We start from the raw sequence: 23,350 nt of genomic DNA on the forward strand, positions 1-23,350 counted from the left end.
TCTGCTCGGCGGGTTGTTTGGCCAGCTGAACGATCTTAGCCTGGTGCTTGAAGAGCTAGGCAAAAGCGTTGTTTTGGTTTGAGCGGAGCCTTACTTTAGCTGGCAAATCGGCGGGGCCTGGCCCACATTGGCTTCGGTTCAGGGTCCTGGCGAGGAGAAATAAACCCATCCAAGAGGCACCCAGCCCCGTACGTAAATCCAGGACCACTGCCCCAGCTGGGGTATTTGCTATCCATGACTGACCCTAAAGGGCAGGCTGCCGCCCTGAAAATTCCAGGTTATCCCTCCATTGACACTGACGCATTCATCAGTCACTTCGAAGGGTGTAACAACTATACGCTCGTCTTTGCCGAGGGAGTGGTCCAGCCCCTGCTAACCAGCCGCTCGCTCCTTTATTTTGAGGGGCAGCTGCCCCACTTTATTCGCATCAGTAAGTCGCATTTGATCAACCCGGCCTACGTAGACAGCGTTAGCCGAACTGGCCGTCTGGCGGTAACGCTTACCCTGCGGGGCGGCGCTCGCCTTGTTATTTCCCGCCGCCGCACCCCGGCCTCGCTTCTCCGTATATGGACTTACCAGCAAGAGCGTAGTTCCTAAGCGGACTTACCGGTTTTAGGGACTAATTCGTCTATGGCTGAAGGCCACCTCACAGGCGATCAGCTGGTTCTATTGGAAGGCCTTACGTAGCTGCGTGGCGGCCAGATCCTGGGCTTGGGCGGCCTGGGGCACAATGGCATACATGCCGAAAAACTCGTGGGTAACCCCCCCGTAGAGTTGATAGCTTACCGTTACGCCCTGAGAAGTGAGCTTATCCCGCAGCTGCATGCCCTCGGATTGCAGGGGATCGATCTCCGCGCCAATGATGGTGACGGGGGGTAAACCCGTTAGATTAGCCATATCCACTAAAGAGATAAGCGGGCTATCCCCGTCAGCTGGCGTGTTGAAGTACTTATCGACGAACCACTGAACCAGGGGTCGGTTCAGCGGCATGGCATTGGCGTACTGGTTGTAGGAGGGCGTCGTCAGGTCATTGTTGGCCACGGGAAACACCGACAGGATGTGGACGGGTAGGCCCAGACCTCGATCCCGGGCCATCATGCTCACCGTAATGGCCATGTTGCCCCCCGCGCTTTCGCCCGCTACGGCCACTTTGGCCGGGTTACCGCTGATGGAAGCCGCGTTTTCCTTCACCCACTTGTAGGCGGCATAGGCGTCTTCGTGAGCCGTAGGAAACTTGTTCTCCGGGGCCAGCCGGTAATCAACCGACACTACGATGGCCCCCGTGTTCTGGGCCAGGGCCAGGGTCGAGTACTCGTAAACTTCCGGGCTGGCAATGACCCAGCCGCCCCCGTGGTAGTATACGATGACAGGCGCAGTGGGTGAAGCTCCATTAGGCGTATAAATAACCACGCGAATGGGCGTGCCGCCCGCCCCGGGAATCATCCGTTCACTCTTGGTCACTTTGGCTACCGGCTGGGCAATGCCATTCTTGCTGAGCAGGGAGTTGACGGCATCTTTAAAACTGGGCTGAAGGCGGGCCTGCTGGGGCGTTAAGGTATTGAGGGGCGTTGGACTGAGCCGTCCCAGCTCCTCGATCACGGCCAGCATCTGGGGGGTAATGGTGGGGGCATAGGCGGGTTTAGGACCCGTGGACTGGATGCCCTGGCCCGGCAAGAGAAAGTTGCGATGGTCATCGCAGGAGGTGACCAGTAGCGAAAGGGTAAGCAGAAGGAAGAACCCCAGCCCCTGAAGGCCAGTTTTAGGATTGGTGTAAAGGCAAGTCATAGCCGTCGATTTGTTTGGGTATCTAACCAGGAGGCCCTGCCAGATGTTTACGCCAGACTGGCTACCGGTTTTCTCAAGCATCCTTTGTGCAGACGCTAACGATGGGCAATTGTCGGCCCCAGGGCTAAGTGGGAGCGGCCTGCTGACCCATACCCCCGCCTTGGCTAAGAGGGTTCACTGACCGCTATAGCTTTAAGTTAAGCGCCTGCTCGCCTTGGTGGGTGCCAGGTAGCCGGACTGCCCGCCTGGAAGGAAATCAACCTTTACTAGCCGTGCTGCTGGTCTCGCTTGCCGCACCTAGTGGCCTCACTGATTGAGCTCCAGTCAGTAGTAGCAAATCAGAGAAATTGCCTCCGGGATTGGCCCGGGCCAGAGCCCGCTGGTCATCGTTATCTTCAACCACCAGAAAGCTGGCTCTTCTGAAATTAGTTTGGATGATCTCGCTAGATTCAGAGGGTGAAAGCACCTGCTGGTACGCTTTTGCCAGGCCTTTGCCATCCGAACATGACTAACTAGTTGAGTAGGCACGTAGGCTTACCGGCCTTACTAAACTAAACAGCGCGTTGATTCAGAGGATCACCTACTGGTCAACCCACCACCTACGCTATGGAATCCTGTATTGTTTACTTCAGCCGGGCCGCTGAGCCCTTTGAGGCCCAACTCTCGACCCTGCTTGAGCAGAGTCGAATCCGTAACGCGCAGTTAGGCATTACGGGCATCATGCTTTACGTGCGGGGCAGCATCATTCAGGTGCTGGAAGGTGATCAGCAGCAAGTAGAAGCTATGTACCAGCGCATCCAGGTTGATGAGCGCCATCAGCAGGTGGAGTGCATTTTGAACCGGCCTATTACCCAACGCTTGTTTACTGACTGGCGAATGGGGTACCAGACCATCGACCGCTCCCAACTAGCGGACATAGAGGCGGTTGTATCCCTGGAGCCGACTGAATCATCCGGGATTCCCCTGGTTTTACGGGTAATCCAAACCTTTTTTGAGGCTAACCGGCACACAGCCAGGCCCCCTGTCTAGGGGGCCTAATCCTAATTAGTTAATGCCGTTCTAAGCGAATTCTAATTTGGGAAGTTAGGCCTACATGATACACCTTCCCGGCAGGCCCTATGATCAACCAGGCGATCAGCACGAGCAGCAGTGGCGGGAGCAGGCGACCTATGAAACAAAGGCTCGTTTAGCCCTCGAGGAAAAACAAAAACTTGAAGAAGAAGACTGTTATCTCTATCAGATCAACCCGGGGGAGCGGGCACTTATGATAGCTCGGCATGAGACGGAACGAAAAGCCCTGGCCCGGCAGCACCGGGCTATGCGCCTTGCTTTACGAAAAGATCAGGGTCCAGCTAGTCAAGCTTCTAAATCAACCGGCCTTCATTAACTTGGGTCAAGTCAAGCTTACGTTCGCCTTGACCACTGGCCTGAAGCAAAAAGAGGCTATCTTAAGGGGCTAATCTAGCCCTTAAGGACTTATGCACCCAGAGACCGTACTGCGTATCATTGACCTGTTGAACCAATACCTGGAAGAGGCGCAGCGAAATCTGGCGCTGGGATTCACCTACCCTATGCAGGTAAGTTTTCTCAAGCTCAGGGCGATTGAGCAGTTCATCCGGTTTTATCGAAGTCCGGAGAAAGCCGAGCGGCTGCTGAGCCAGCTTCTTGAAGAATCAGTAACCCAGCCAGATCCACTAGCCTACCTAAGGGCAGAAATAGCCTTTGAGGAGCACGTTGCCCGTCAGAGCTTTCAGGGGGCATACGCTCTTATAGAAGAGCAGCTGACCGATCAGGCTATTGACCTGTACAGCCTCAGGAAGGCCAGAATCAGGGGCTGACCCAGCAGCCAAGGCGCAGCAAATAGCGTATTGTCTGACCACAAGTGACTCTACCCGAGCCCACATCTGGCCGGAGCGACGCTAAGGCGTTTGGGGCTGTTTCGACCCAAATTTGCCAGGCAAGCAACTGGCCGCCACCAATGAGGAGCTATGGGTCTTGGCGGCCCTATTATGCCGGTAGATAGATAGTGAAGGTTGCGCCCTGACCAGGCTCGCTGCTAGCCGTAATGACCCCGCCGTGGCTGGTGACGACCCGCTCGCTGATAGAGAGGCCAATGCCCGTACCCGCGTACTCATGCTTGCGATGCAGCCGCTGAAAAGCCTCAAAGATGCGCTGGCTATACTGAGGCTCGAAGCCAATGCCGTTGTCCATTACCCTCAGTTGATGATAGAAGTCAGCCGAGCGAATGGGCTTTACCGACAGGGGAAGATCAGCCAGGCTAACTAGCTGAGCCTTGATCTCAATAAGGGGCGCTACCCCAGGGCGGCGAAACTTCAGGGCATTACCCAGCAAATTGCCAAACAACTGGCTTAGCTGAGAGCCATCCCCAATGATTGTTGGCAGGTGATCCACCTGAATCTGGGCCTGGGTTTCCTCGATAACCAGCTCTAAATCCGTTAAGACGTGGGCAACGAGTTGGCTAAGGGAAACGGGCTCCCGAATCTCTACCCGCGTTGAGATGCGCGCGTAGCTAAGCAGATCCCGAATCAAGGTGGACATCCGGGCGGCCGCCGCCTGCATACGGTCCAAGTAAACCAGCTCACTGCCCAGCGCAGCGGCATGCTCGGTCTTCAGTAGATCACCAAACTGCTGAATCTTGCGCAGTGGCTCCTGCAAATCGTGAGAAGCCACGTAGGCGAAGCGTTGCAAGTTCTCATTGGAGCGGTTCAGCAGGCTAATAGTGGCATTTAGTTCCTCATTGATGGCGACGTACTCCTCGTTACTACTGGCGATCTCTTCATTGGTCACCGCTAGCTCCTCATTGGTGGCGGCTAGTTCCTCGATGGTTTGGGCCAGCTCTTCGTTGGTCAGATCCAGTTCCTGGGTGCGCTGCTGCACCTGGTTGGCCAGGGCTAAAACCAAATCCCGCTGCGCAGTAACATCCTGAACGGTTCCCGCAAAATGCAGCGGCTGACCTGCTTTAGTGGCGTAGGTTTGGCCAACCGCCTGCAGGATCAGCTGCTGACCGGTGCGGGCATTACTGATGGTATAGGTCTGCTGGTAGGCTCCCCCCGTTTGCAGGCTGACCAACAGGGCTTTCTCGATTCGCTCCCGATCGGGCTGGCTAACGCAGGCCAGCCAGATCGGGAGCGGGTGATCACAGTCCGCTAGCCCCAGCCACTGGGCATGTCTTTCCGAGAGACTAACCAGGCCCGTAGCTGCATCGACACTCCACGTGCCCAACTCGGCGAGTTCAATGGCGCTTCTAAGCTCTGCTTCGGTCTCTTCCAGGGCCTGCTGCGCCTTGATTTGTTCCGTTACGTCAATGGCAATATCCAAAATGGCGTACACCCGGCCCTGGGGGTCAAAGAGAGGCGTGTAGGTGATGTTGTAGTATCTGTCGGTCATTATCCCATTCTGAACAATCTTTACCTGCGAGCCGGGGGATTGAAACTCAACGCCAGTGGTGAAGACCTGGTCGAGTATATGCAGGAAGGGTTGTCCCTCCGTCACCAGCTCGGGCATGGCCTCCCGCAGGGGTAAACCGACGATGGCAGGGCCTTTGCCTACGATGTCAATAAAGGTTTGATTGGGGGTTTCGATGATCAAATCGCGGCCCACAAACAGGCCAATGCCCGCAGGCGCTGAGGCGATGATGCCGCGCAGTTTAGTCTCGCTCGCTTCCAGCTGCCGGGCGGCCAGCACGCGGTCGGTCACGTTGATCGATACATTGATAATGGCCCACACCTCACCTTGCTCATTGCGCAGGGGTTTATAGGTGAAATCGTAGTAGTACGTAGCCAGCTTGCCGTCAATAACCAGATCGACGGGGGCTGCTTTAGCCTCATAAGCTACGCCGGTTGCATAGACGTTGGCCAGGATGTCCAGAAAGGGCTGCCCCTCCAGCTCGGGCAAGGCTTCAATCAACGGCTTATTTTTGACGGAGAAGTCTTTGCCCCAGGCGGTAACCATCATAGCGTTGACAATCTCCACGCGCATCTGCGGACCAACGAACAAACAAGTGGCCACGGGCGCTTCTTCGATCAGCGCCCGGAAACTGGCTTCGCTGGCCTGCGCTGTTTGGCGCGCCAGCACCTGGGCCGTGACCTCCGTGGCAACGCAGATAATCCCGTAGCGTGAGCCGTCATCGGCCTGGATGGCCTTGTAGGTATACTCGTAATAGCCCGTGTAAGGCTGGCCGTAGCGGATCAATTCGAAGCGTTCCTCGGTCTGATGAAAGGTCTCTCCACTGGCCAGCACCCCTCGCATGCGCTGCAACTGAGGGGTAGTTAGCAACTCTGGCATGGCTTCCATAAACGGCTTATTGAGCACCGAATCGTCTTTACCCCACAGCTGGAGCATGGGTTCGTTGGCGGTGCGGATGACCATATCCTGACCGATGAACACGGCTTTGGCCACCGGTGAATGCTCGACAATACTGCGGGAGAAGGCCTCACTCTCTTCCAGGGCGCGGCGGGTTAAGACCTGCCTGGTGGTGTCAAGACCCGTAACCAACACCCCTGCTGGCTGGCCTGATTCATCATTGACTGGGCTATAACTGAACGTCCAGTAGCGATCTGTTGCCTGTCCACTGCGGTACACTGGAACCAGTTGGTCTTCCCGCCAGATAGCCTCCTGACCGGCCAGCACCTGATCAATCAGGGGGCCTACCAAGCTCCATGTCCCGGGCCACACCTGAGCGCCGGGTTTGCCTACTGTCTCAGCCGGTGCAAGCTCACCGTTCAAGCTGGGCCGGTAGGCATCATTGTAGAAGCATAGGTGCTGTGGTCCCCAGAAAAGAACCATGGGAAACCTGGCATTCAGTAGCAGGCTCAGCGTTACCCTTAGGGCCTGGGGCCAGTTCTGGGGCGGGCCTAAAAGGGTCTTTGACCAGTCGTGGTTTCTGGTGATTTCCGCCATTTCCCCCGCTCCCGCCAGGAAGGGGTAGTGAGTAGTAGCTTTCGCTTTCAAGTAGCTAAATCAATGCGTTTTTATGGCAAGTTAATTAACCCGCTTGACTAAACGGGTCGACTCTGTGTAATAATTCAATGGATTTACGAACGTTTAAGCGCCCTGATTGCAGGCCTCTATAGTGGTAGTTTCACGCCAGAGGCGCGCCCAGATCCAGGGGAGCTGACCGCAAAGTGACGCTAATCAGGCTAAATCAGTGCCATCCTGCAGCGGCCGTGCCTTAGGGAGCTTCCTGCTGCTTGACTGAGTCAGGATAGGCCAGCAGCTGATGCAAATTGGCGTACTCCTCCCGGGCCAGCAGGTCGATGGTTCCGCTCGTGGCCTGGTAGATGCGGTCCCGGCACTTGCCGATCCGCGAGAGCAGGGGCTGAATGATGGTATTGCTATGGTTAACAAAATCGTAGAGATCCCCCTCGCAGGCCGGAATCTTGTAGCCCTTGCTGCTGCTGGCAATCAGCACGCCCGCGTCCCGAAGGGGGGCAATTACCCGGGTTTGAAAGTAGTGCAGCGAGGGCGTCTGGCCCCGCCGCTCCTGAACGTGGGCCAGTAGCTCCCGGCTGGAGATGTAGCGGGTGGGGTCCACGTGGCGAAAGTGAAAAATCAGGTATTGCAGACAGGTTACCTGGTCGATCTCCTGGGGGGCGCGGCTGCTTAGCTTACGGTGCAGGAAATCCTGGCCCAGTTGCAGACACAGCTCGGCCAGGGAGGCATTGTAGGTCGTCTGACCCGGCAGGGGCCGGGCCACCAGGGGCGCAAAGCGTTCCGGCCAGTAGGTCAGGGCCAGCAGCTTGGGACTTAGCAATTGCCGTAAACCCGCCTGGGCGGGTGAGGGGGCGGTCTGCTCGTAGCAGCGGGCCAGACTGCCCGCCACAAAATCAGCCGCCTGGTTTAGCAAACTGGAAACGCCGGGCACGAAGCGAAAACTAGCCTGATCAAACAGAGTGGGAATATGCCGGTCATGGACAAACTGAACAAAGCCCTTCATGAAAGTATCCTCCCCCGGCCGACCGGCTACCAGCTCCAGGTTGGGGAAGTGGCGGTGCAGCTCCCGGTCGGCCAGCCCGTGCAGGAACTTAAACAAGGAGCCCTTGTGGTAGAAGCCCTCGCTTTTCAGTTCGCGCTTGTCGACCACCAGGGCAACGATCTGAAGGGGCAGGGCCAGCAGCTGGCCTAGCACCAGCGTCCGGCGCTTGTCATCACTGCCAACGCTGGCCGAGTTGATCGGCCCGGTTTGAAAGTAGCGCTGCCCAAGGGCTTCCAGGTGGGTCTGAGCCTGGGCTAGCTCACTTTTGCGCAGAACTAGGGCGGCGACGATAAAGTGGGTAGACGTCCCGGGCTGGGTAAAGTCAAGGCTAGTGTTGCCCTGCTCATCTAAAAAGGCAATAGAATCATCCATGGGCAAGGGGGTGGCTAAAGAACGGCAGGCGCTCGCCGGGCTCTTTTTGAGGCCCTGACGGCGGGTCACCGGCGGCGCAACGGCTTTTTTGTCTATTGGCAGGGGAAGGGTGGTGCGCCGTGCTTGTCAAAGCAAACGCGGAGCCGTATCCTGCTTGGGAAATAAAATGGCGGCCAGATAGCTGGTTGGGCTTTTCTTGATGGAGATAAGCCCGTCGGTAATCTTTAGGTGAAGCTCGAAGAATTTGTTGAGCCTGGTCTCATTCTCCAGAATCTGTTTTTGCTGCAGCGGCGTGAAGCTGTAGTGGACGCTGAAGGCGTTAAGGGCGTGGGCCTGGCGCTGCTCCAGACTCATGGCGTAGACGCTCTCCAGCTCCAGCTGAAGGCTCTCCCGCAGCTGCTTAAGGGCCAGTTTGGGCTCATCCCGGCGGGCGTAGATGGTAAAGTGAATGCGGACCACCTTGATGCCCTCCAGGATTTCCTTAAACTCGACCCGTAGATCCGAGTAGGTATTGAGCTCCTCGACGACGGGCAACAAAACGCGCTGCTTGAAATTGCTGTAGCGCGCGTAGTGGGTGGCCTCCAGAATCAGCCGCAGCTCATCGACCGAGGGGGACCAGTAGCCAAAGTCCAAAAACCGGCACAAGCGTACGTACAGGATCTGGCTGGCTTCGCGGCTAAGCGACATGGCCGCCTCCCGCTCGTATTTGGTGTAACCCTTGCCCAGCATGCACATGGCGGGCACGATGTAGCGGTCCAGGTGCACCTGCATGACCCCGTTTCGGTAAAGCGCCCGGGGAAAGATGGCAATGGATCCCACCTGACGGCTGTCGGGGTCGATGGTGGTCATGTGATCGACGTCGATAATGGATTTTTCAACCAGCGACTTGGCAATCTCCTTGAAGTGGGCGTAGGTAGCCTCGGTCGAGAAGCTACCCCGCCGCTTTTTGTCCACCGCTGCCTTCTGCTGCTTTCCCGTGGCTTGCTTGGGATACAAATCAAGGACGGGAATATCGAAGACCAGGTTCTGATCAGGAATGGGGATGGGCTCGTTGGTTTCGGTGGTCTGATACCGGGCCAGCCGCGAGAGAATCCACCAGTAGATCCGGCGATCAAAGACCGAGAGCCGGTGCTTGTTCTTGGCCAGCAGTAACTCCAGGGGCTCCTGCACGATCGAGGCAATCGAGATATCCAGGGAAGTATCGGTCGCAAAGAGCTCAAACTGCTCACTGGGCGCTGGTTTTAAGGACGTTCGGGCCATCAATCGGGGTACTTGCTTAGCTAAAGAATAAGCAAGTATACGCCCTCTTTCCGGCAACAGCAATAAAATCTGTTGTTGCCGGAGGAGCCAGAATAGGCACCAGACCGTGTTTGTTGTTGCCGGTTGGCGGGTACTTAAGGCCGGTTAGGCCCCCTTTAAGGGATAAACCGAACTGTTTCGGCCCAGACTGGGCCTTCAGTGCGCCCGGCAGGCAGGGCTAAACAGCCCAAAAGGCGCTAAATCGCCCACTCCCCTTTACCCGTGTTTGTTGTTGCCGGTCTGCCGTGTTCACTGTTGCCAACCCGCCGGCATCCCCCCGGCTGACTGATCTTTTTGGGCGTGATCCTTTCCCTAACGGCCAGCAGATAAGCCCGCCGGGCTCCTTATGGAACGCCTGACTGCCGGTAAGTTATCCACATGGCCGACCTCCTTCGACCGTGTTTGTTGTTGCCGGTACCGTGTTCATTGTTGCCGCTTAACCGTGTTTGTTGTTGCCACACCGTGTTCATTGTTGCCACCTGACCGTGTTTGTTGTTGCCGATTTCCGTGTTCATTGTTGCCACCCACCGTGTTCATTGTTGCCTTAACCGTGTTTGTTGTTGCCGGAGCGGCCTTTTTTTAGCGGCTAATAAGCTGGTTAAAAGGCTACTATCCCCGCCAAAAAAAGGCTGCAAGTCTCAATCGCGCGCGATCAAGTCAAAGCAAGAAAAAGAAAACCAAGTTGCTTTGAAAACAACGGGGTTTAGGGCTGATTTAAGCGTGTGCTAGCTGTGGATAAACCAAATTTGAAAGAAAGCAGAAAATTCTTTAGTAAGACTCCCTTGTTATTTTACTTTGGCGGTAACATTACATTCACTGCTACAAAGCTGCTCTATGAAACCCTCAGCCCGCTCCAAAACCCGCCTCTTGCAAACCCAATTGCTGGAGCTGCTCGAGTCCATGCCCTCGCTGCTGGTTAACCAGCCCGAGGCCTGGGATATCAATGGCCCCCAGCACTTTCTGCGCCAGGGCTACCGGGTCCACTACCTGCCCACTGAGGTCATGGCCCAGTTTGCCCCCTTTGCCGGCCAGAATTTCGAGAAAGTCAAGCTGATCAACTACCTCCAGCCCGCCGTCAAGCTCACCTACTACGACAAGCACAAGTACTGGCTCATCAAAAGCCCCCAGATCGGGGCCCTGGAGCGCCAGACCGAAATCGATCGTTACCTTTCTCTGCTGGAGAAGCAGCAGGGAAAGCTGCTGAGTCGCCAGCTGGATATCCTCTCCCCCGGGGGTGAGACCCGTCTGCAGCAGCAGCTCAGCGCCCTTGAGGCCGAGCAGACCCTGTGGCAGCAGATCCGCGATCAGCCCCAGGCCTGGGAGCTGGTGATGAGCACCTACTACTCGGAGTACCGCTACTGGTACATCAGTTGGAAGTATCACCTGGATGCGCTCACTTTTGATAACGCCACGGCCCACCTGCTCTCGCCTATCCGCGATCGCAGCGGGCAGATCCTCTCCACCAAGCTCAACGTGGTGTTTGTGGACACGGGGGCTATTTTGCTGACCCATGATCACCAGCACAAGCAGATTGCCGATTATCTGGCGGGGTTTCCCGTTCGGTCCCACGATCTGAAGGGTCAGCTCTTTGCCCGCCCCATCCTGCCAACCCAGGACACCGATCAGCCCGACAGTTAACCCCTTGGTAACTAATATATTACTTAGTAAGCACTGTTTACTAAGTAATATTAATCACTTTAGTAAGCTTTGTTTACTAACTTTTGTCCAGGGTATGACGCGAGTGCCAGGCGCTACATAGACGGTATGTACTGGTTAGACTGAGTCAGAAATTACTTCTTGGGAATTGACTGAATGGGGCCATTCTTTTTTTCGTAGCTGGCCAAATACTCACTAAAGGCCGTGCTGATTACGTCTTTGATCTGCAACCGCTCCCAGTAGGCAATGGCTTTAATCTTTTCGAGCATTCCTTCATTGACAATGAAAGTGGCCCTTGTCTCCTCCTCTTTAGTCCCGATCTGCGAGGTTTTGGTGATTTCTTTTACCGTCTTGGGCAGGATAGCCGGTTTGGCTTCGAGCTGAGGCGTTTCGCCCAGCAGTGAGGAGAGACCACCGGTGAAATCTTTTTTGCTTTTCATAGTAAACAGTGATTACCTAACTTACTTGACTTATTAATATTACCAAAGTTACCGCGTAATTACCATTTACTTAGTAGTTCCTGGGCCAGGGCCGTATAATCCTCCGCTCCGTTGCTTTTAGGGCTATAACGGAAGATATCAAGTCCGGTAGCGGGCGACTCGGCCAGGGCTACGTTATCCCGAATCTTTGTGGCTAGCAGATAGGGCGCAAAGTGGGCGGCTACGGTCTCGACTACGTTGCGATTGAGGACTTTTCTGCCGTCGTACTGGGTAATGAATATCCCGCCAATCACCAGGCTCTTGTTGAGTCGTTTCTGAATCTTCTCGATCACCTCCAGAAGCTTGGCCAGACCCTGGGTGGCCAGATACTCCGCTTGCAGGGGAATAAGCACCTGATCACAGGCCGCCAGGGCATTCAGCGTCAGAAGACCCAGGGAAGGCGGGCAGTCGATAAGCACGCAATCATAACGCGACCGGAGCGGATCCAGCAATTCCTTGAGAATAAACTCCCGGCCCGCCTCACTGCTCAGCTCTATTTCGGCCCCTGACAGATCCAGCGTGGAGGGAATGACCTCAAAGCCGCTGACGATCTCAAGTGGCTGGAGCGGAGCCATGCCCCGCAGGGCTCCGTAAATGGTCGCCGCTGGATCCCCTACCGCCAAACGCAGGCTCTGGGTTAAATTGGCCTGCGGGTCCAGATCAATGAGCAGTACCCGTTTACCCTGCTGATTAAGCGCAGCGCCAATGTTAATCGTCGAGGTGGTCTTACCAACGCCTCCCTTATGATTACTGAGTGTAATGATCTTACTCATATTATGCTATTTACTGTGTTTACAAAAATTACTCAAGCACGCTTTTCCGCTATAAAAAAAAGGGGAGAGGCTAAGCTGAGCGGACTAAAAACCTTTAGGAGAGCAGGTAGCGGGTGAACTCCTGCAAAAAGGCAACTACGTCCATTAGGCAGCTGGCCACCCAGCCAGCGGGACTAAAGTGGTAAGCTATCGGCGTCGGCAAGTTTAAGGTAGGCTGTTGCCAGCTAGTCTTTACGCTGTAGCGCAGCCCAAGAAGAAGCAGTAGGCAGAGGGCATTGATAACAAAAGGCGTCCAGGAGCCGGACGTATCCCGGGTAGTAGAGGAGTGCGGTGGGCGATTCATACGCACGAATCTGAGTGGTTGCCACAAAACTAATCAGATTTAGTGCTCAGCGTACTGACCAGGCCAGGATCCGGAAAATAATTCTTTCTCCGGATTGGTGCCTAGCAGAACCCCTTCCTTTGCCTTAAAACTGGCCTGAAAACCCGGTCAAAAGTAGGCTTTGCTGACCTGCAAGCCAGGCTGAAGTAGGCCCCAAAACAGCCAGAGAAAAGCCAGAAAGAATCTGGGTGAGGGCGTGGCCAACCTAGCCTCAGATACTACTGGTAAGAAGCCGTAGAAACGCTATAAAAGGCCATCCAGGAGTAAGTGCTGGAGTACTATTCCTACCAGCGCTTAAATGAGTCTTCTCTTCGGCGTGGAGCTAAAGTCAGGCCCGTCCCGTTACGGGCGGCTGAGCTGGTTCAGCCAGCGCGTTCACTTCCACATGAAGCAATAAATCATGTTGTAATATATTGATAATCAATAGTATATAGATTAAGTAGAAAAATAGTTAATTATATATGTATCGACATGTAATCCAGGTGTATGATTTATTCGTATACTTGTTAATCCTGATTAGCTAGTTGACTGAGCTGCCCCTGATAATAGGCTCATTATGACTGGCTTACCGCCTCATCGGGGTACTAAACTAATCATCACCCTTGCCTTCTTTCTGCCGCAGCCGGTAGGTCCGTTCCAATGAAACAACAGTACTCTGACGAGACGCTCATTGCCCTCTTCCTCTCCACCCGGGAAGATCGTTTATTTACCCAGCTTTACCAGCGCTATTACGATAAAGTGTATGCGTCTGCTTTACGCCTGATGGGAGACCGGGAAGAGGCCCGGGACCAGACCCAGGAGATCTTCTGCAAGGTGCACGACCGGCTGCACACCTTCCGGGGTGAATCCAGCTTTGCCACCTGGCTATTCGTGCTGACGCGCTACCACTGCTTCTCGGCCCGCGATAGACTAAAAAAGCAGGTATATATACCACTCGAGCCAGGACACGAGTTTATTCATCACGATAACCAAGAAGAACTCACCCTGGAGGAGCGCTGGCAGCAGGCCGAGGCGGCTCTCCAGGGGCTGACTCATCGGGACCGGGAGATGCTTCATAAGCATTACGTGGTTAGAGAGTCGGTAGCTACCCTGGCTAGTGAAGGCCAGCTTAGCGAGAGCGCCGTCAAGATGCGGCTCAAGCGCGCCCGCGATCAGGCCAAGCAGCTCCACAAGCATATAGTCCTGCACCTGAATTAACCCGCCCCCCTGGGGGCGTGGAACCCTGGCCAGCAAAGCACAGTCGCAACCCCAGTTCCTATGGATTGAGCAAATCAAAGAGACCTTCCCGCTGCCCGCCTCGTAAGCGTCCGTTTATAAGGCCTGGATCACCACCTTTATGAAATCAGCCATCGGCATCAGCTCACCGTTGCTGTTATCATAGTGATCCTAGTGGCCCAGATTGGTACCCACCGCCGGGAGAATGAGCTCAAATACCCGGACCGAGATGTTCCGTAGCTGGTGCCGCTGCGAGAGGTTATAAGTTCTTAGATAGCTGTAGGTGCAGCCTGCCCAATAAACCAAGTCCGACAAGGATCTTATCCTTTCAAACATATACATTATTATGCAGGAAAAGCCGTCTCTCCTGACTAGACGGCTTTTCCTGCATAATAATGTATATGTTGAACTGGCAGACTTCCCAGCTACCGCCTAGCTACTTTTCTCACCGTGAAAGGCGTGCACTTAACGGCTGGGCACTGGCACTGAGCGGGCGGTATTACTACGATTGTATCGCTGTAACAGCCCTGAGCCGAATACACCCGGATCGTATAGCTACGGCCGGGGGCTACCTCGGCATTGGCCTGACCAGCTAGCAGAACCCCACCTACAACAGCGGCCAGCGGTTGATTGCTGGCAAAGAGCGGCGTGGCCGCCGTGAAGCTGCTCCCAGGCGTAATGTTGTAGCTAACCGCACTGGTTGTACTAGCGACAAGCGTAATGCGGGCATCATTGAGTGGTGTAGCCCCGTTGCAGCTGGCAGCAACGCCAACGGCCGTCAGGCTGGGCACTGGATCGGCTACCACCACAAAGGGGCAGCACGAGCCATCCGGACAGCCCGAAGCACTGGTTGTGGCCACCGAGTAGCGGCCAATCGCCGTAACACTATAGGTTGAACTGGTAGCGCCCGGGATAGGCTGGTCGTTGAGTAGCCACTGGTAGCGGCCGAAGCTGGCGGGTGCTTCCAAAACGATCTCAAACTCGCTGTTTGCGCAGACGTGAAAGGGAACGGTCAGACAAGCCGAGGCGCTAGTGCCATCGGGCGCAGTGACCACGTTATAGGCCAATCCTTCCTCACCGACCCTGGCCTGGAAGCGCAGCGTGGCCACCTGGCCACCGGCGAGCACGGGAATGCTCCACCCGCCCCCGGTAGAGGTGGCCACAAAGCTGCCGCTCGAAGCCGTGGCGGAGCCCACCACCGTCAGGGCTGAGCCACTGAAGGTGTCGGTAACCACTACGTTGGTGGCCGTCGTGGGGCTCGTATTGGTCAGCGAAATGGTATAGGTGACCAGACTGCCTAGCTCGACCTGCCGCTGGTCGACTGTCTTACTTATGGCGTAGGTAATGGGCGGCACAGCAGCCCGGATGAAGCCCGCATCCAGGGTCAGGTTATTTTCGCCCGCCGTCAGGGTGACCGGCGCCGTAACCCCGCCAACCGGATCCGAGTCAACAGCATCATTGGTGCCTACGTTCGCCGCCGTGGCGACAGAAAAGCCGGTGGGCGTGGTAAAGCTGACGGAATAGGGCAAGCCTGGGGTTAGCCCTGTAAAGCTGTAGATACCGCTTCCATCAGTGGTGGTGCTTGCCACCAGCGTACCGCCCTGGAGCAGGGTGACTAGGGCACCCGGAATGGGCAGATCACCCCCGTCCTGAAGGCCGTTTTTGTTTACATCCTCAAAGACGTAGTTCCCCAGACTAGCCGTGGCAACCACCGAGCACGAGGTGGGGGCCTGGTAGGCGGTGCTCGTCGTTGAGCAGCCAGGCAAACTTACCGTCACTAGGTGAGTGGCTCCGTCGGAGACCAAACCCGTAAAGATTGCCGTGAACGTGTTCTGGCTTAGAGCGGTGGTACTAAAGCTCATCGTTCGCCCGCCGGTGGTGACCAGCAGCGTGCCAGCGGCAGCAGGATTCTGTACCGTTATGACGGCCGTAGTTGAATAGGTGTTCGTGGCGGCAACGCAGACTCCCGCGGTGGCTATTGCACTAATGGCGCATAGGGGCGCAACTGAGCACGAAGCTGGGGCCGTATAGCTTGCGTTGACTGTCGAGCAGCCCGGTAAGGTAGCGCTCACCTGGCGAGGCGTTCCGTTGGCAGGAAGGCCAGTAAAGACCATGGTAAACGTATTGGCGCTACCCCCCGTAGTGGTAAAAGGTTGACTGCTAGTTCCGTCGGAGATGGTCAGGATTTGATTACTACCCGGATTGACTACCGTTACAACAACGGTCGACGAAAAGCTATTGGTGGTTGGCTCGCATAACCCGGCGATGGCCACCGCGCTGAGCGAGCAGGCGGGTGTCACCGAGCAGGAGGCGGGCGCCACGTAGGTAGCTAAGCTGGAGCCGCAGCCTGCCAGCGAAGCCGTTACCGTGCGCGTGGTGCCGTCCGAGGGCAACCCCTGGAAGACAGCCGTGATCGTGTTCTGCGTAGCTCCCGTCAGTACAAAGGTCTGGGTAGCTCCCCCCAGACTGACGCTTAGCGTACCAGCCGCCGGGTTGATCACCTGCACTACAGCCGTAGCCGAGTAGGTATTAGAGGCGCTGGCGCAGAGGCCAGCCGTTACGCTGGTGACTAGCGAACAGACGGGGGCTACCGAGCAGCTGAGCGGGGCGGTAAACGTAGCGGTGGTACTGTTACAGCCAGCCAAACTGATACTGGCCTGGCGCGTAAGCCCGTCAGAAGGCAGGCCCGCAAACACAGCCGTAAACGAGCCGGTGTTAGCGGCCAGTGCCTGGGTGATAGGTGCCAGGCCAGGTACACTAACGGTAATAGTTCCGGCGGGTGCGTTGGTCAAATTCACCACCACGGAGGCTGAATACGTGTTGGTAGCGCTAGCGCAAAGACCCGCTGTTGCCGTGGCGCTGAGCGAGCAGATCGGAGCCACCGAGCAACTGAGGGGAGCCGTATAGGATTGGCTAACGGGCGCGCAGGCGGCGTCGGAGAAGCGGGCTGTAAGCGTATAAAGCTGCCCGTTACTAGCCAGACCGCTGTAGCTGAAACTTCCCGATGCGCTGCCTGCTGGCAGGATCAGCGTACGGTCCGCTGCCAGAGCTGCCGATGAGATAGTCAGCGTGCCGCTGGTTGGCAGGTTGGTGGCCGTGATACTTCCGGACAACACGTAGGTATTGCTTGCCGACAGGCATAGGCCTGGCGTGACCACCAGGGCCAGGCCACAGGCGGGTGCCACCGAGCAGGAGGCCGGGGCAATCAGCGGCGCAGTTGTTGAGCCGCAGCCAGCCAGGCTAATGGTCGCCGTGTGCAGCAAGCCATCTGAGGGTAGCCCGGCCAGCACAAGCGTTACCAAACCTGCGTTAGCAGAGACGACCTGACTAACGGGCGCCGATCCGGGTAGACTAACCGTCAGCGTACCCGCCGGATTATTACTTAGCGTTACCGCTACTGAAGCCGAGTAGGTATTTGTCGCCGGTACACACGAACCAGCACTAGCGGTGGCATTGAGTGAACACACTGGCGCAACCACGGTAATGACAGCCGGATCTGAGTCATCCTCATCAGTAGCCCCATCAGTGCTGCCCACCGTGCCGGTTCCGTTGCCACTAATGGCGTCATCGGAGCCTGAATTTTCCTGACCACCGGCATCGTTGTTGGGATTATTATCCGGCGTCGAGTCCACGTCAGTGCCCCCGCTGGCGGCGCTGATCTCGGCCCGGTTAACCAGCGAGCCGGTAATGCCACTATTGACCTGGAAGGTAATGTTGTAGGTCATGCTGGTTCCGGCGGGCAAACTGGCAATGGGCGTATTCAGAACGGCCGTTGAGCCGACCTGGCTCCAGTTGGGATCGTTCAGGGTAAGGCCCGTCGGGATGTAATCGACCAGCTGAATAGCCGTTGCTGGTAGCGTGCCTTGGTTAAAGACGGCCAGTGTGAAGGTAACGGCCTGCCCGGCCGTCACGCTGAGCGGCTGAGAGGCAGCCAGCGTTTTACGCAGGGCCAGATCGAAGACCGAACACGAAGAGGGGGCAATGTAGCTGGTGGTCGTTGTTCCGCAGCTGGGCAGATTGACTGTTATCGTGCGGTTAGCTCCCGTGGAGATAAGCCCCGTGAAAACCGCCGTCATCGTAGTAGTGCTGGTGGTCGTGGCCAGGGTAAGGCTTTGCGCCCCATCGGTGACCGTTATTACGCCATCTATTGGATTGAGCAGCGTCAGTTCAACAAAGGACGAATAGGTGTTGGTTGCCGGATCACAGGCTCCCGCCCGGGCCACGGCGCTCAGCGAACAGGGTAGACAAATAGTCTGGGGCAGTGTTGCGTTTATGATAGTGAAGCAGTCTGGCCCATTGTAAAAAACCACGCTGTAACTGGTACCACCGCTGGTGACCGGATTAGGCAGCCCTGTAAAGGTAATTGTTGAGCCGGTAACCGGCTGACTACCTGCATCCGTGTAGAGGGGCACGCCCGCCCCGCCGCTGATCAGAAAAGCTCGATCGGCATTGGTCACATTGGTGACGGTGACACTGGCGTTGCTACTAGCCGAGGCGCTCCCCGTCAAACAAGTAGCTGGCTGGGTGGTGATACTGGCCTGAGTGGGCAATAAACAACTGGGTCCCCGGTAAACAACCGGAATACCGGCCAGGTATTTGGCGTTGAAGGCCAGTGCACCTGTCACACCATCCATATCCACCAGTACGTTCTGGTTGGCCGGGCGGCCATCAGGCGAGTCAATACGGCCAAACTGAAGCCCATAAATGAAGGTCTGGGTATCAAAATCTATTCGCAGCAGGTCCCCACTGGCCAGGTAGTAGGCCTCGTCATCCACCAGGTTGTCGGGAGTGTAACTCCCGTAGCCCCACGCCACGCCGCCCCGGCTATTCTGACCCGCGACGCCCCCGATAAAGTAGCGGCCTCGGGGGTTACCGTACGTATCTTCGGCTCCATACTCTACCGTCCAGCTGCCCCCGGTTTTGCGGGCAGAGAGCACCCGGCCAAAGTGAACGGCGCTGTAATATTCCCGGTTACCCGCCGCGTTACCTGGGTGAGGCCCCGCCAGCGAGAGGGGTAATTCAGCAATGAGCATGCGGCTGCCCGCCTGATCAAAGACAATATGTCCAGCTGGGGCGGAAAGATTGGTGCCTGGCTCACCACCGACGGCCTGATACACAAACGAGAGGGCAATGTCCAGCTGATCAGTGCTGGCATCAACGCTACCCGTAGCGGTTAGCCCAACGGAGCGAATCGTGTTTTTCTGGCCCGTTTCCCCTGAAGTTGGGTACTGGCGCTGAATGCCGGTGGTCAGGTTATTGATCACCGAATAGTAGAGCCGGTTCTCTACGGGATTGTAGGCCACCCCCAGGATACCTTCCCCGAAGGCGGGTACATTGCCGTCACTAGCCTCTCCGGTAGCACCCGGATCGTAGGTATCAATGATACTCATGTCGCTGGTGCGGATCCGGTAGATTAGGCCGTTGTCCAAATCCGTAGCAAATAACTGATTGTGGACCTCATCCAAGGTAATGTAACCTACGCCGAGTTTACTGGCGCTGTTGAGCACGCAAGTCCCGGTTATAGCTCCCGTTACCGGATCGAGTTTATAGATTTTGGGCACGGCCGGGAAGGGAGCAAAATCCTGCATTCTGACCGATCGATCCTCTTCGGTTTGCCCCCGGTTCAGCAGCGTCGAGTTGGCCGCGTACATGGTCGCGTTGCGCGAATCGACGGCCACCCCAAAAATCCAGTCGCCGCCAAAATCTGTATTGGACTGCCACATTTTGATGTGGGGTACCTGGGAGGAGACATCCTGGTTGAAGTTTCCATTGGCGTACTGGGTGCCTAGCTGGCGGACGTCCAGCACCGCCAGCGTCGTCTGATCAGGTGCCACACCCGGCAAGTTCAGGGTATTGGGGGCGCAGGAAAACAGGACGTAGCCTTTCTTGAGCAATTGCGCCTGAAGCTGAGTAGGCCGCAAAGCTCCGATCAGCAGCAAACAAAGGCTCAGCCAACCCATCAGGGAGTGGCCGGGTCGGCGGGGTATACAAATGGGGAGGCGGTATTTGTTTTTCATAGACCGAAAGTGGAAGGCGAGACCAATTGCAAGGTGCGCTGGTCGCATGAACGCATGTGGATATGACCTTCTGAGAATTAATAGCCTAGCTTAGCAAAAGCTATGCCAGCCAACCAGCAGAATTGCCAACATTTATACCCAGCAAGGCGCAGCCCTGGCTGAGTAGCCCGTATGAGTAACAAACCCCTTTTTTGGCTAGTAAAGCGCTAGAGCGACCAGCGTTGGCTACTGGATTGGATTACTATAGTTTGTCCTGCTTTTCACGACTGATTTCCCGGGGCATCTCACGCGCGTAATCAAAAACGATGCCATAGGGCAGCCGGAGCTGGGGAGGCCCAGGGGAAGTTTTGCCTGACGCTGGGGAGGCCAGCAGACCGGGACTAAAGTAGAGTTGATGTCTTGGGTAGCTTGGTTTACGTAGCTAAACAGCTCCCAAACCTTGGTAGGGTCATACCTTTTGCGCCCAGCATTAGTACTACTAATCAATAGATTACGTAGTTAACAGTTTAGCTTATTAACTACGTTTTGAGTAGCTCCGAGGAACGGATAGTATTCGTGCGATACCAAGCCTGTAGCTTCGCTAACTCCTGGGCTTGCCAGGAGTTGGGATCCTGACGACGTACCGCCAGGCGCTGGCCCGTTAACGAACCAGCCCTGAGGACAATGCGCTGCTGGGGCAAAGGCAGCTGCGTGATCAACTCGGCCAGCAAATCCAACTTTCTTACACCGCCCTCCCAAAGGCCCGTTTTTTTAGCCAGAACGTATATCTCGGCCGGTTGCCATAAATCGGGGTGGTTCAGACGAATATACTTAGTGTTGCTGCTAAGACCCGTCAAGCGGGAGAACTCGGCGTTGGACATCGATTCCAAGTCAGCGGAACGCAGCACCGCTGCCCGAAAATTGAAATAGGATTGAATGAGTTGAAAGACGTGTTCCATCAGCAACAGGCCCGTCAATGGAGCCCCAAAGAGGCACAAACAAAAACTAAACCAATCGCTGGAGCTCACTACGGAAGTGCTACTTTCATCGCCAAGGGCGTTGTGCTTGCTTCCGGCTTACTGATAGGACAGCGCGGGTAAACCCTGTGGGTGATGCAGAGTGGCTTACGGCTACTTGGTTAGGCTCTTCCCCGGTTGAAATCACCGGCCTTTATGCCAAGGAAGTGCGTTGATATTACGGCCTATTTTAGCTCCCTCTGTCAAGCCTACTTCGTTATCATGGCGGGTGTGAATTCCACCCAGCAGCCGTGAGTTGGCACACTCCAGGGCGGCACTTGAAAAGGAAGAGTAATGGCGCGCTCTGAAGCTGATTGATTGCCTGGTGAATGTTGGTTGATACTTCTCATAATTGGCCGGATCAAGGTAATCAGCGGTTGTGACAGTGCTGGGTAGCGGAACCTGGCGGTAATAAACCAGATCAGGCCGGTTGGCATGCGTGTTGTCAGTAAAAGAGAATTGGTCACCGTACAGGTTGGCCAGAACCGTTGCTGTAGCGGCCGACTGCACAGCATGACCCGAATAAAAAGAGGGAAAAGGCGGCTCCAAAAAAAAGGGAAACCACTGGCCTTTACCATTGATGGTCGATGAAATAAAGGAGGAAGGCCGCTCGACCATGTAGGAGAATTTAGTTTTCCAGCAGCAAATAAAGGCGTCGGCAACGGCCATGCCCACGCGAGCGTAGGTTTCGGCCGCCTTTGGTAGATCGGCCTGACTAGTCCGAATGGCAATGGTGGCCAGATTATACGAATGGCCAGGAGGAGAGCATGTCTCACCTGGGTCATCACCCCACCACATCACCATTGCCTGATCAGCTTCAGTAAGGGTGTTTTTGCGGTCACGTACTTCTTTATACTGGGTATAATACGCACTTGTCGTATCGGTAGAGTAAGCCAAGGGCTTGGGCAGGGATAACTGGCTATTTTGTAACGAAAAAGTTCGGTTTTGCCCCCAGGTAGGATGTAAGGGCCTGCGGACGCTGGATTGACCGATGACGGGGGGAACCCATAAACCAGTTCCAGTGGGGCGCGTATAATCTGCGGGAAAATTACGCTGGTACCCCAAATGCCCGCCGTCACTTTTAGACCATTGGTAAATTGTTGTGGCTACAGCTTTGCCAAATCGTTCAGACCGCTCAGCGATCTCAGCGCTAACCCGGGCTGCATAGCGTAGGCGTATAACCTGCTCCAGCGAGTCAATAAGTTGCGTTTTCCCGGTGTAGCCATACAGCGCTCGCAGCATGTAGGCTTGTCCGGCGTTCAGGGCCAGTTCCCAGCAATACGCTTGTCGTCGATCAGGCGTTGGTACCAAGAGCGTGTCTGCTAACTGGCCAATAATGGATTGGTGGTTAGGGGAAGCATATACGACCGTCTCATACATGGTCAACCCTATATAACCAAGGGCCCTGGAGCCATACGTTGGGGTATTCTTGGGAGCTTTAGTCAGAATGCGCACCGTCATATCAGCCCAAGTCGTGGCAACTGAATCCGGGATGGTCTTTGTCCTTGTTCGCCTCTGAGCCCTTAAAGGCAAGTGATCCGTCCAGAGTAATCCAAGCAGAAGTAAAGTGATTCTGATGAACGATGTTTTCATGCTGCCTTACCTTTTGAGTTGGCAAAAGTCACGTAGCAAAAAGCAAGCCATTCGATCATGGATCGCCGGAAACGGAGAGCAGGCCTGCTAGTCCCCCTAGCTGTCACCTGAACAAATTGCAGTAACCACCCTGTCATATATCACCGGGAAAGTGTATCACACTTGTAATGGCCCGGTAGTGCGTGGCGGGGTCACACCTGGGATTTGAGCCCTGAGGGGTTTGCTTTTTAGGACCATTTGTCTGAGGATGAGAAAAATGACCGTTTTTTTGGTAGAAAACTCGGAACATCCACTGCTGACCTGACTTTCCTGACAGGCATGTCCGCCAACAGGTTCATAAAGAGAGTATTACCAAAATGCGAAAACGCTCTTTTCAGTCAATCATTCACCTGACATTTCTGGCTGGGTAAAGTAGGCGCAAGGGCGGCTTTTGTTTGCGAATCAGTGCGTTAAACCCAGCGTCGTAGCGGCCGTGTTGCCGGGCAACTGACAGGGGGAATGAGGCCAGTAAACCATTGCCTAAAGCCATGATGAAAAGACTAGCGTGCCGCCATGGATTTCTTTTCCTGATCCTGGTGATAGGCTTCAGTTGCCAAAAAAAGGCGGATCCTGCGCCCGCCCTGACAAGGGCTATACTGGATTCGGCCCAGTCGATCCAAAGCCGGGACCTGACGGCCACTTCGGTTCGACTCAGCTCCCTGCTGCGCTCCTCGGGCAATGAAGCAGTCGTAACCATCGGGCAGCTCTGCTCAACGACCAATCAGCACCCAACCCTGGAAGACAAGGACG

The 23,350-nt window shown here is 55.7% G+C and carries 18 protein-coding genes; 7 read left to right on the forward strand and 11 right to left on the reverse strand.

The annotated features are described in order from the left end of the window. Positions 1–234 precede the first annotated feature (234 nt). On the forward strand, positions 235–597 hold the full coding sequence (locus J2I46_RS31450; protein WP_207333083.1) for a LytTR family DNA-binding domain-containing protein: 363 nt from the start codon (positions 235–237) through the stop codon (positions 595–597). Between the two features lie 69 nt (positions 598–666). On the opposite strand, the gene J2I46_RS31455 is transcribed toward J2I46_RS31450, so the two are convergent. After that, on the reverse strand, positions 667–1,785 hold the full coding sequence (locus tag J2I46_RS31455; RefSeq protein WP_207333084.1) for an alpha/beta hydrolase: 1,119 nt from the start codon (positions 1,783–1,785) through the stop codon (positions 667–669). A 606-nt stretch (positions 1,786–2,391) separates the two neighbouring features. Here J2I46_RS31455 and J2I46_RS31460 point away from each other — a divergent pair. From J2I46_RS31460 to J2I46_RS31470, 3 genes are all read left to right on the forward strand, one after another. Further along, entirely contained in the window at positions 2,392–2,814 is a 423-nt protein-coding gene (locus J2I46_RS31460) for a BLUF domain-containing protein (RefSeq protein WP_207333085.1), read from the forward strand. 64 nt (positions 2,815–2,878) lie between these two features. Then, positions 2,879–3,172: a hypothetical protein gene (locus J2I46_RS31465; RefSeq protein ID WP_207333086.1), complete on the forward strand. Its 294-nt coding sequence runs from the start codon at positions 2,879–2,881 to the stop codon at positions 3,170–3,172. Positions 3,173–3,263: 91 nt separating this feature from the next. Further along, positions 3,264–3,623, forward strand: coding sequence for a hypothetical protein (locus tag J2I46_RS31470; RefSeq protein WP_207333087.1), 360 nt, complete (start codon positions 3,264–3,266; stop codon positions 3,621–3,623). 169 nt (positions 3,624–3,792) lie between these two features. Here the strand turns inward: J2I46_RS31470 and J2I46_RS31475 are convergent, their stop codons facing one another. The 4 genes from J2I46_RS31475 to J2I46_RS31490 form a co-directional block, all read right to left on the reverse strand. Continuing rightward, positions 3,793–6,756: a PAS domain-containing sensor histidine kinase gene (locus J2I46_RS31475; protein WP_207333088.1), complete on the reverse strand. Its 2,964-nt coding sequence runs from the start codon at positions 6,754–6,756 to the stop codon at positions 3,793–3,795. Between the two features lie 220 nt (positions 6,757–6,976). Further along, positions 6,977–8,152: a DUF3800 domain-containing protein gene (locus tag J2I46_RS31480; protein WP_207333089.1), complete on the reverse strand. Its 1,176-nt coding sequence runs from the start codon at positions 8,150–8,152 to the stop codon at positions 6,977–6,979. A gap of 126 nt (positions 8,153–8,278) precedes the next feature. Next, positions 8,279–9,412, reverse strand: a complete 1,134-nt coding sequence (locus tag J2I46_RS31485; RefSeq protein ID WP_207333090.1) for a replication initiation protein — start codon at positions 9,410–9,412, stop codon at positions 8,279–8,281. A gap of 383 nt (positions 9,413–9,795) precedes the next feature. Continuing rightward, positions 9,796–9,966: a hypothetical protein gene (locus J2I46_RS31490; RefSeq protein ID WP_207333091.1), complete on the reverse strand. Its 171-nt coding sequence runs from the start codon at positions 9,964–9,966 to the stop codon at positions 9,796–9,798. A gap of 319 nt (positions 9,967–10,285) precedes the next feature. On the opposite strand from J2I46_RS31490, the gene J2I46_RS33085 reads away from it, so the two are divergent. Next, positions 10,286–11,089 carry a hypothetical protein gene (locus J2I46_RS33085; protein WP_229380047.1) on the forward strand — a complete coding sequence of 268 codons (804 nt, stop codon included), beginning with the start codon at positions 10,286–10,288 and terminating at the stop codon, positions 11,087–11,089. 152 nt (positions 11,090–11,241) lie between these two features. Here J2I46_RS33085 and J2I46_RS31500 read toward each other — a convergent pair whose 3' ends face one another. The 3 genes from J2I46_RS31500 to J2I46_RS31510 form a co-directional block, all read right to left on the reverse strand. After that, positions 11,242–11,547, reverse strand: a complete 306-nt coding sequence (locus tag J2I46_RS31500) for a hypothetical protein (RefSeq protein ID WP_207333092.1) — start codon at positions 11,545–11,547, stop codon at positions 11,242–11,244. Between the two features lie 59 nt (positions 11,548–11,606). Beyond that, the gene (locus J2I46_RS31505) at positions 11,607–12,359 is read right to left on the reverse strand and encodes a ParA family protein (protein WP_207333093.1); all 753 of its coding nucleotides are present in this window, start codon (positions 12,357–12,359) and stop codon (positions 11,607–11,609) included. A gap of 94 nt (positions 12,360–12,453) precedes the next feature. Next, positions 12,454–12,702 (reverse strand): hypothetical protein, encoded by a 249-nt coding sequence (locus J2I46_RS31510; protein WP_207333094.1) that lies wholly within the window; start codon positions 12,700–12,702, stop codon positions 12,454–12,456. Between the two features lie 678 nt (positions 12,703–13,380). Between J2I46_RS31510 and J2I46_RS31515 the strand changes: the two genes are divergently transcribed. After that, a complete protein-coding gene (locus tag J2I46_RS31515; RefSeq protein WP_207333095.1) occupies positions 13,381–13,938 on the forward strand; it encodes an RNA polymerase sigma factor in 558 nt (185 codons plus the stop codon). Between the two features lie 443 nt (positions 13,939–14,381). Here J2I46_RS31515 and J2I46_RS31520 read toward each other — a convergent pair whose 3' ends face one another. The 3 genes from J2I46_RS31520 to J2I46_RS31530 form a co-directional block, all read right to left on the reverse strand. Beyond that, positions 14,382–19,973, reverse strand: coding sequence for an SdrD B-like domain-containing protein (locus J2I46_RS31520; protein WP_207333096.1), 5,592 nt, complete (start codon positions 19,971–19,973; stop codon positions 14,382–14,384). Positions 19,974–20,491: 518 nt separating this feature from the next. Continuing rightward, positions 20,492–20,911 (reverse strand): hypothetical protein, encoded by a 420-nt coding sequence (locus tag J2I46_RS31525; protein ID WP_207333097.1) that lies wholly within the window; start codon positions 20,909–20,911, stop codon positions 20,492–20,494. Between the two features lie 201 nt (positions 20,912–21,112). Further along, positions 21,113–22,348, reverse strand: a complete 1,236-nt coding sequence (locus tag J2I46_RS31530) for a vanadium-dependent haloperoxidase (protein ID WP_207333098.1) — start codon at positions 22,346–22,348, stop codon at positions 21,113–21,115. A 740-nt stretch (positions 22,349–23,088) separates the two neighbouring features. Here J2I46_RS31530 and J2I46_RS31535 point away from each other — a divergent pair. Beyond that, the coding region (locus tag J2I46_RS31535) for a hypothetical protein (RefSeq protein WP_207333099.1) at positions 23,089–23,350 on the forward strand (262 nt) is incomplete at its 3' end.

This window comes from Fibrella forsythiae (genome assembly GCF_017353175.1).
Classification (GTDB): Bacteria; Bacteroidota; Bacteroidia; order Cytophagales; family Spirosomataceae; genus Fibrella; species Fibrella forsythiae.

Coding starts and splice junctions, on each gene's coding strand:
- J2I46_RS31515 (WP_207333095.1), top strand. CDS start 13,381: ATGAAACAACAGTACTCTGACGAGACGCTCATTGCCCTCTTCCTCTCC.
- J2I46_RS31525 (WP_207333097.1), bottom strand. CDS start 20,911: ATGGAACACGTCTTTCAACTCATTCAATCCTATTTCAATTTTCGGGCA.
- J2I46_RS33085 (WP_229380047.1), top strand. CDS start 10,286: ATGAAACCCTCAGCCCGCTCCAAAACCCGCCTCTTGCAAACCCAATTG.
- J2I46_RS31470 (WP_207333087.1), top strand. CDS start 3,264: ATGCACCCAGAGACCGTACTGCGTATCATTGACCTGTTGAACCAATAC.
- J2I46_RS31450 (WP_207333083.1), top strand. CDS start 235: ATGACTGACCCTAAAGGGCAGGCTGCCGCCCTGAAAATTCCAGGTTAT.
- J2I46_RS31485 (WP_207333090.1), bottom strand. CDS start 9,412: ATGGCCCGAACGTCCTTAAAACCAGCGCCCAGTGAGCAGTTTGAGCTC.
- J2I46_RS31530 (WP_207333098.1), bottom strand. CDS start 22,348: ATGTATGAGACGGTCGTATATGCTTCCCCTAACCACCAATCCATTATT.
- J2I46_RS31505 (WP_207333093.1), bottom strand. CDS start 12,359: ATGAGTAAGATCATTACACTCAGTAATCATAAGGGAGGCGTTGGTAAG.
- J2I46_RS31460 (WP_207333085.1), top strand. CDS start 2,392: ATGGAATCCTGTATTGTTTACTTCAGCCGGGCCGCTGAGCCCTTTGAG.
- J2I46_RS31465 (WP_207333086.1), top strand. CDS start 2,879: ATGATACACCTTCCCGGCAGGCCCTATGATCAACCAGGCGATCAGCAC.
- J2I46_RS31480 (WP_207333089.1), bottom strand. CDS start 8,152: ATGGATGATTCTATTGCCTTTTTAGATGAGCAGGGCAACACTAGCCTT.
- J2I46_RS31500 (WP_207333092.1), bottom strand. CDS start 11,547: ATGAAAAGCAAAAAAGATTTCACCGGTGGTCTCTCCTCACTGCTGGGC.
- J2I46_RS31490 (WP_207333091.1), bottom strand. CDS start 9,966: ATGAACACGGAAATCGGCAACAACAAACACGGTCAGGTGGCAACAATG.
- J2I46_RS31510 (WP_207333094.1), bottom strand. CDS start 12,702: ATGAATCGCCCACCGCACTCCTCTACTACCCGGGATACGTCCGGCTCC.
- J2I46_RS31520 (WP_207333096.1), bottom strand. CDS start 19,973: ATGAAAAACAAATACCGCCTCCCCATTTGTATACCCCGCCGACCCGGC.
- J2I46_RS31455 (WP_207333084.1), bottom strand. CDS start 1,785: ATGACTTGCCTTTACACCAATCCTAAAACTGGCCTTCAGGGGCTGGGG.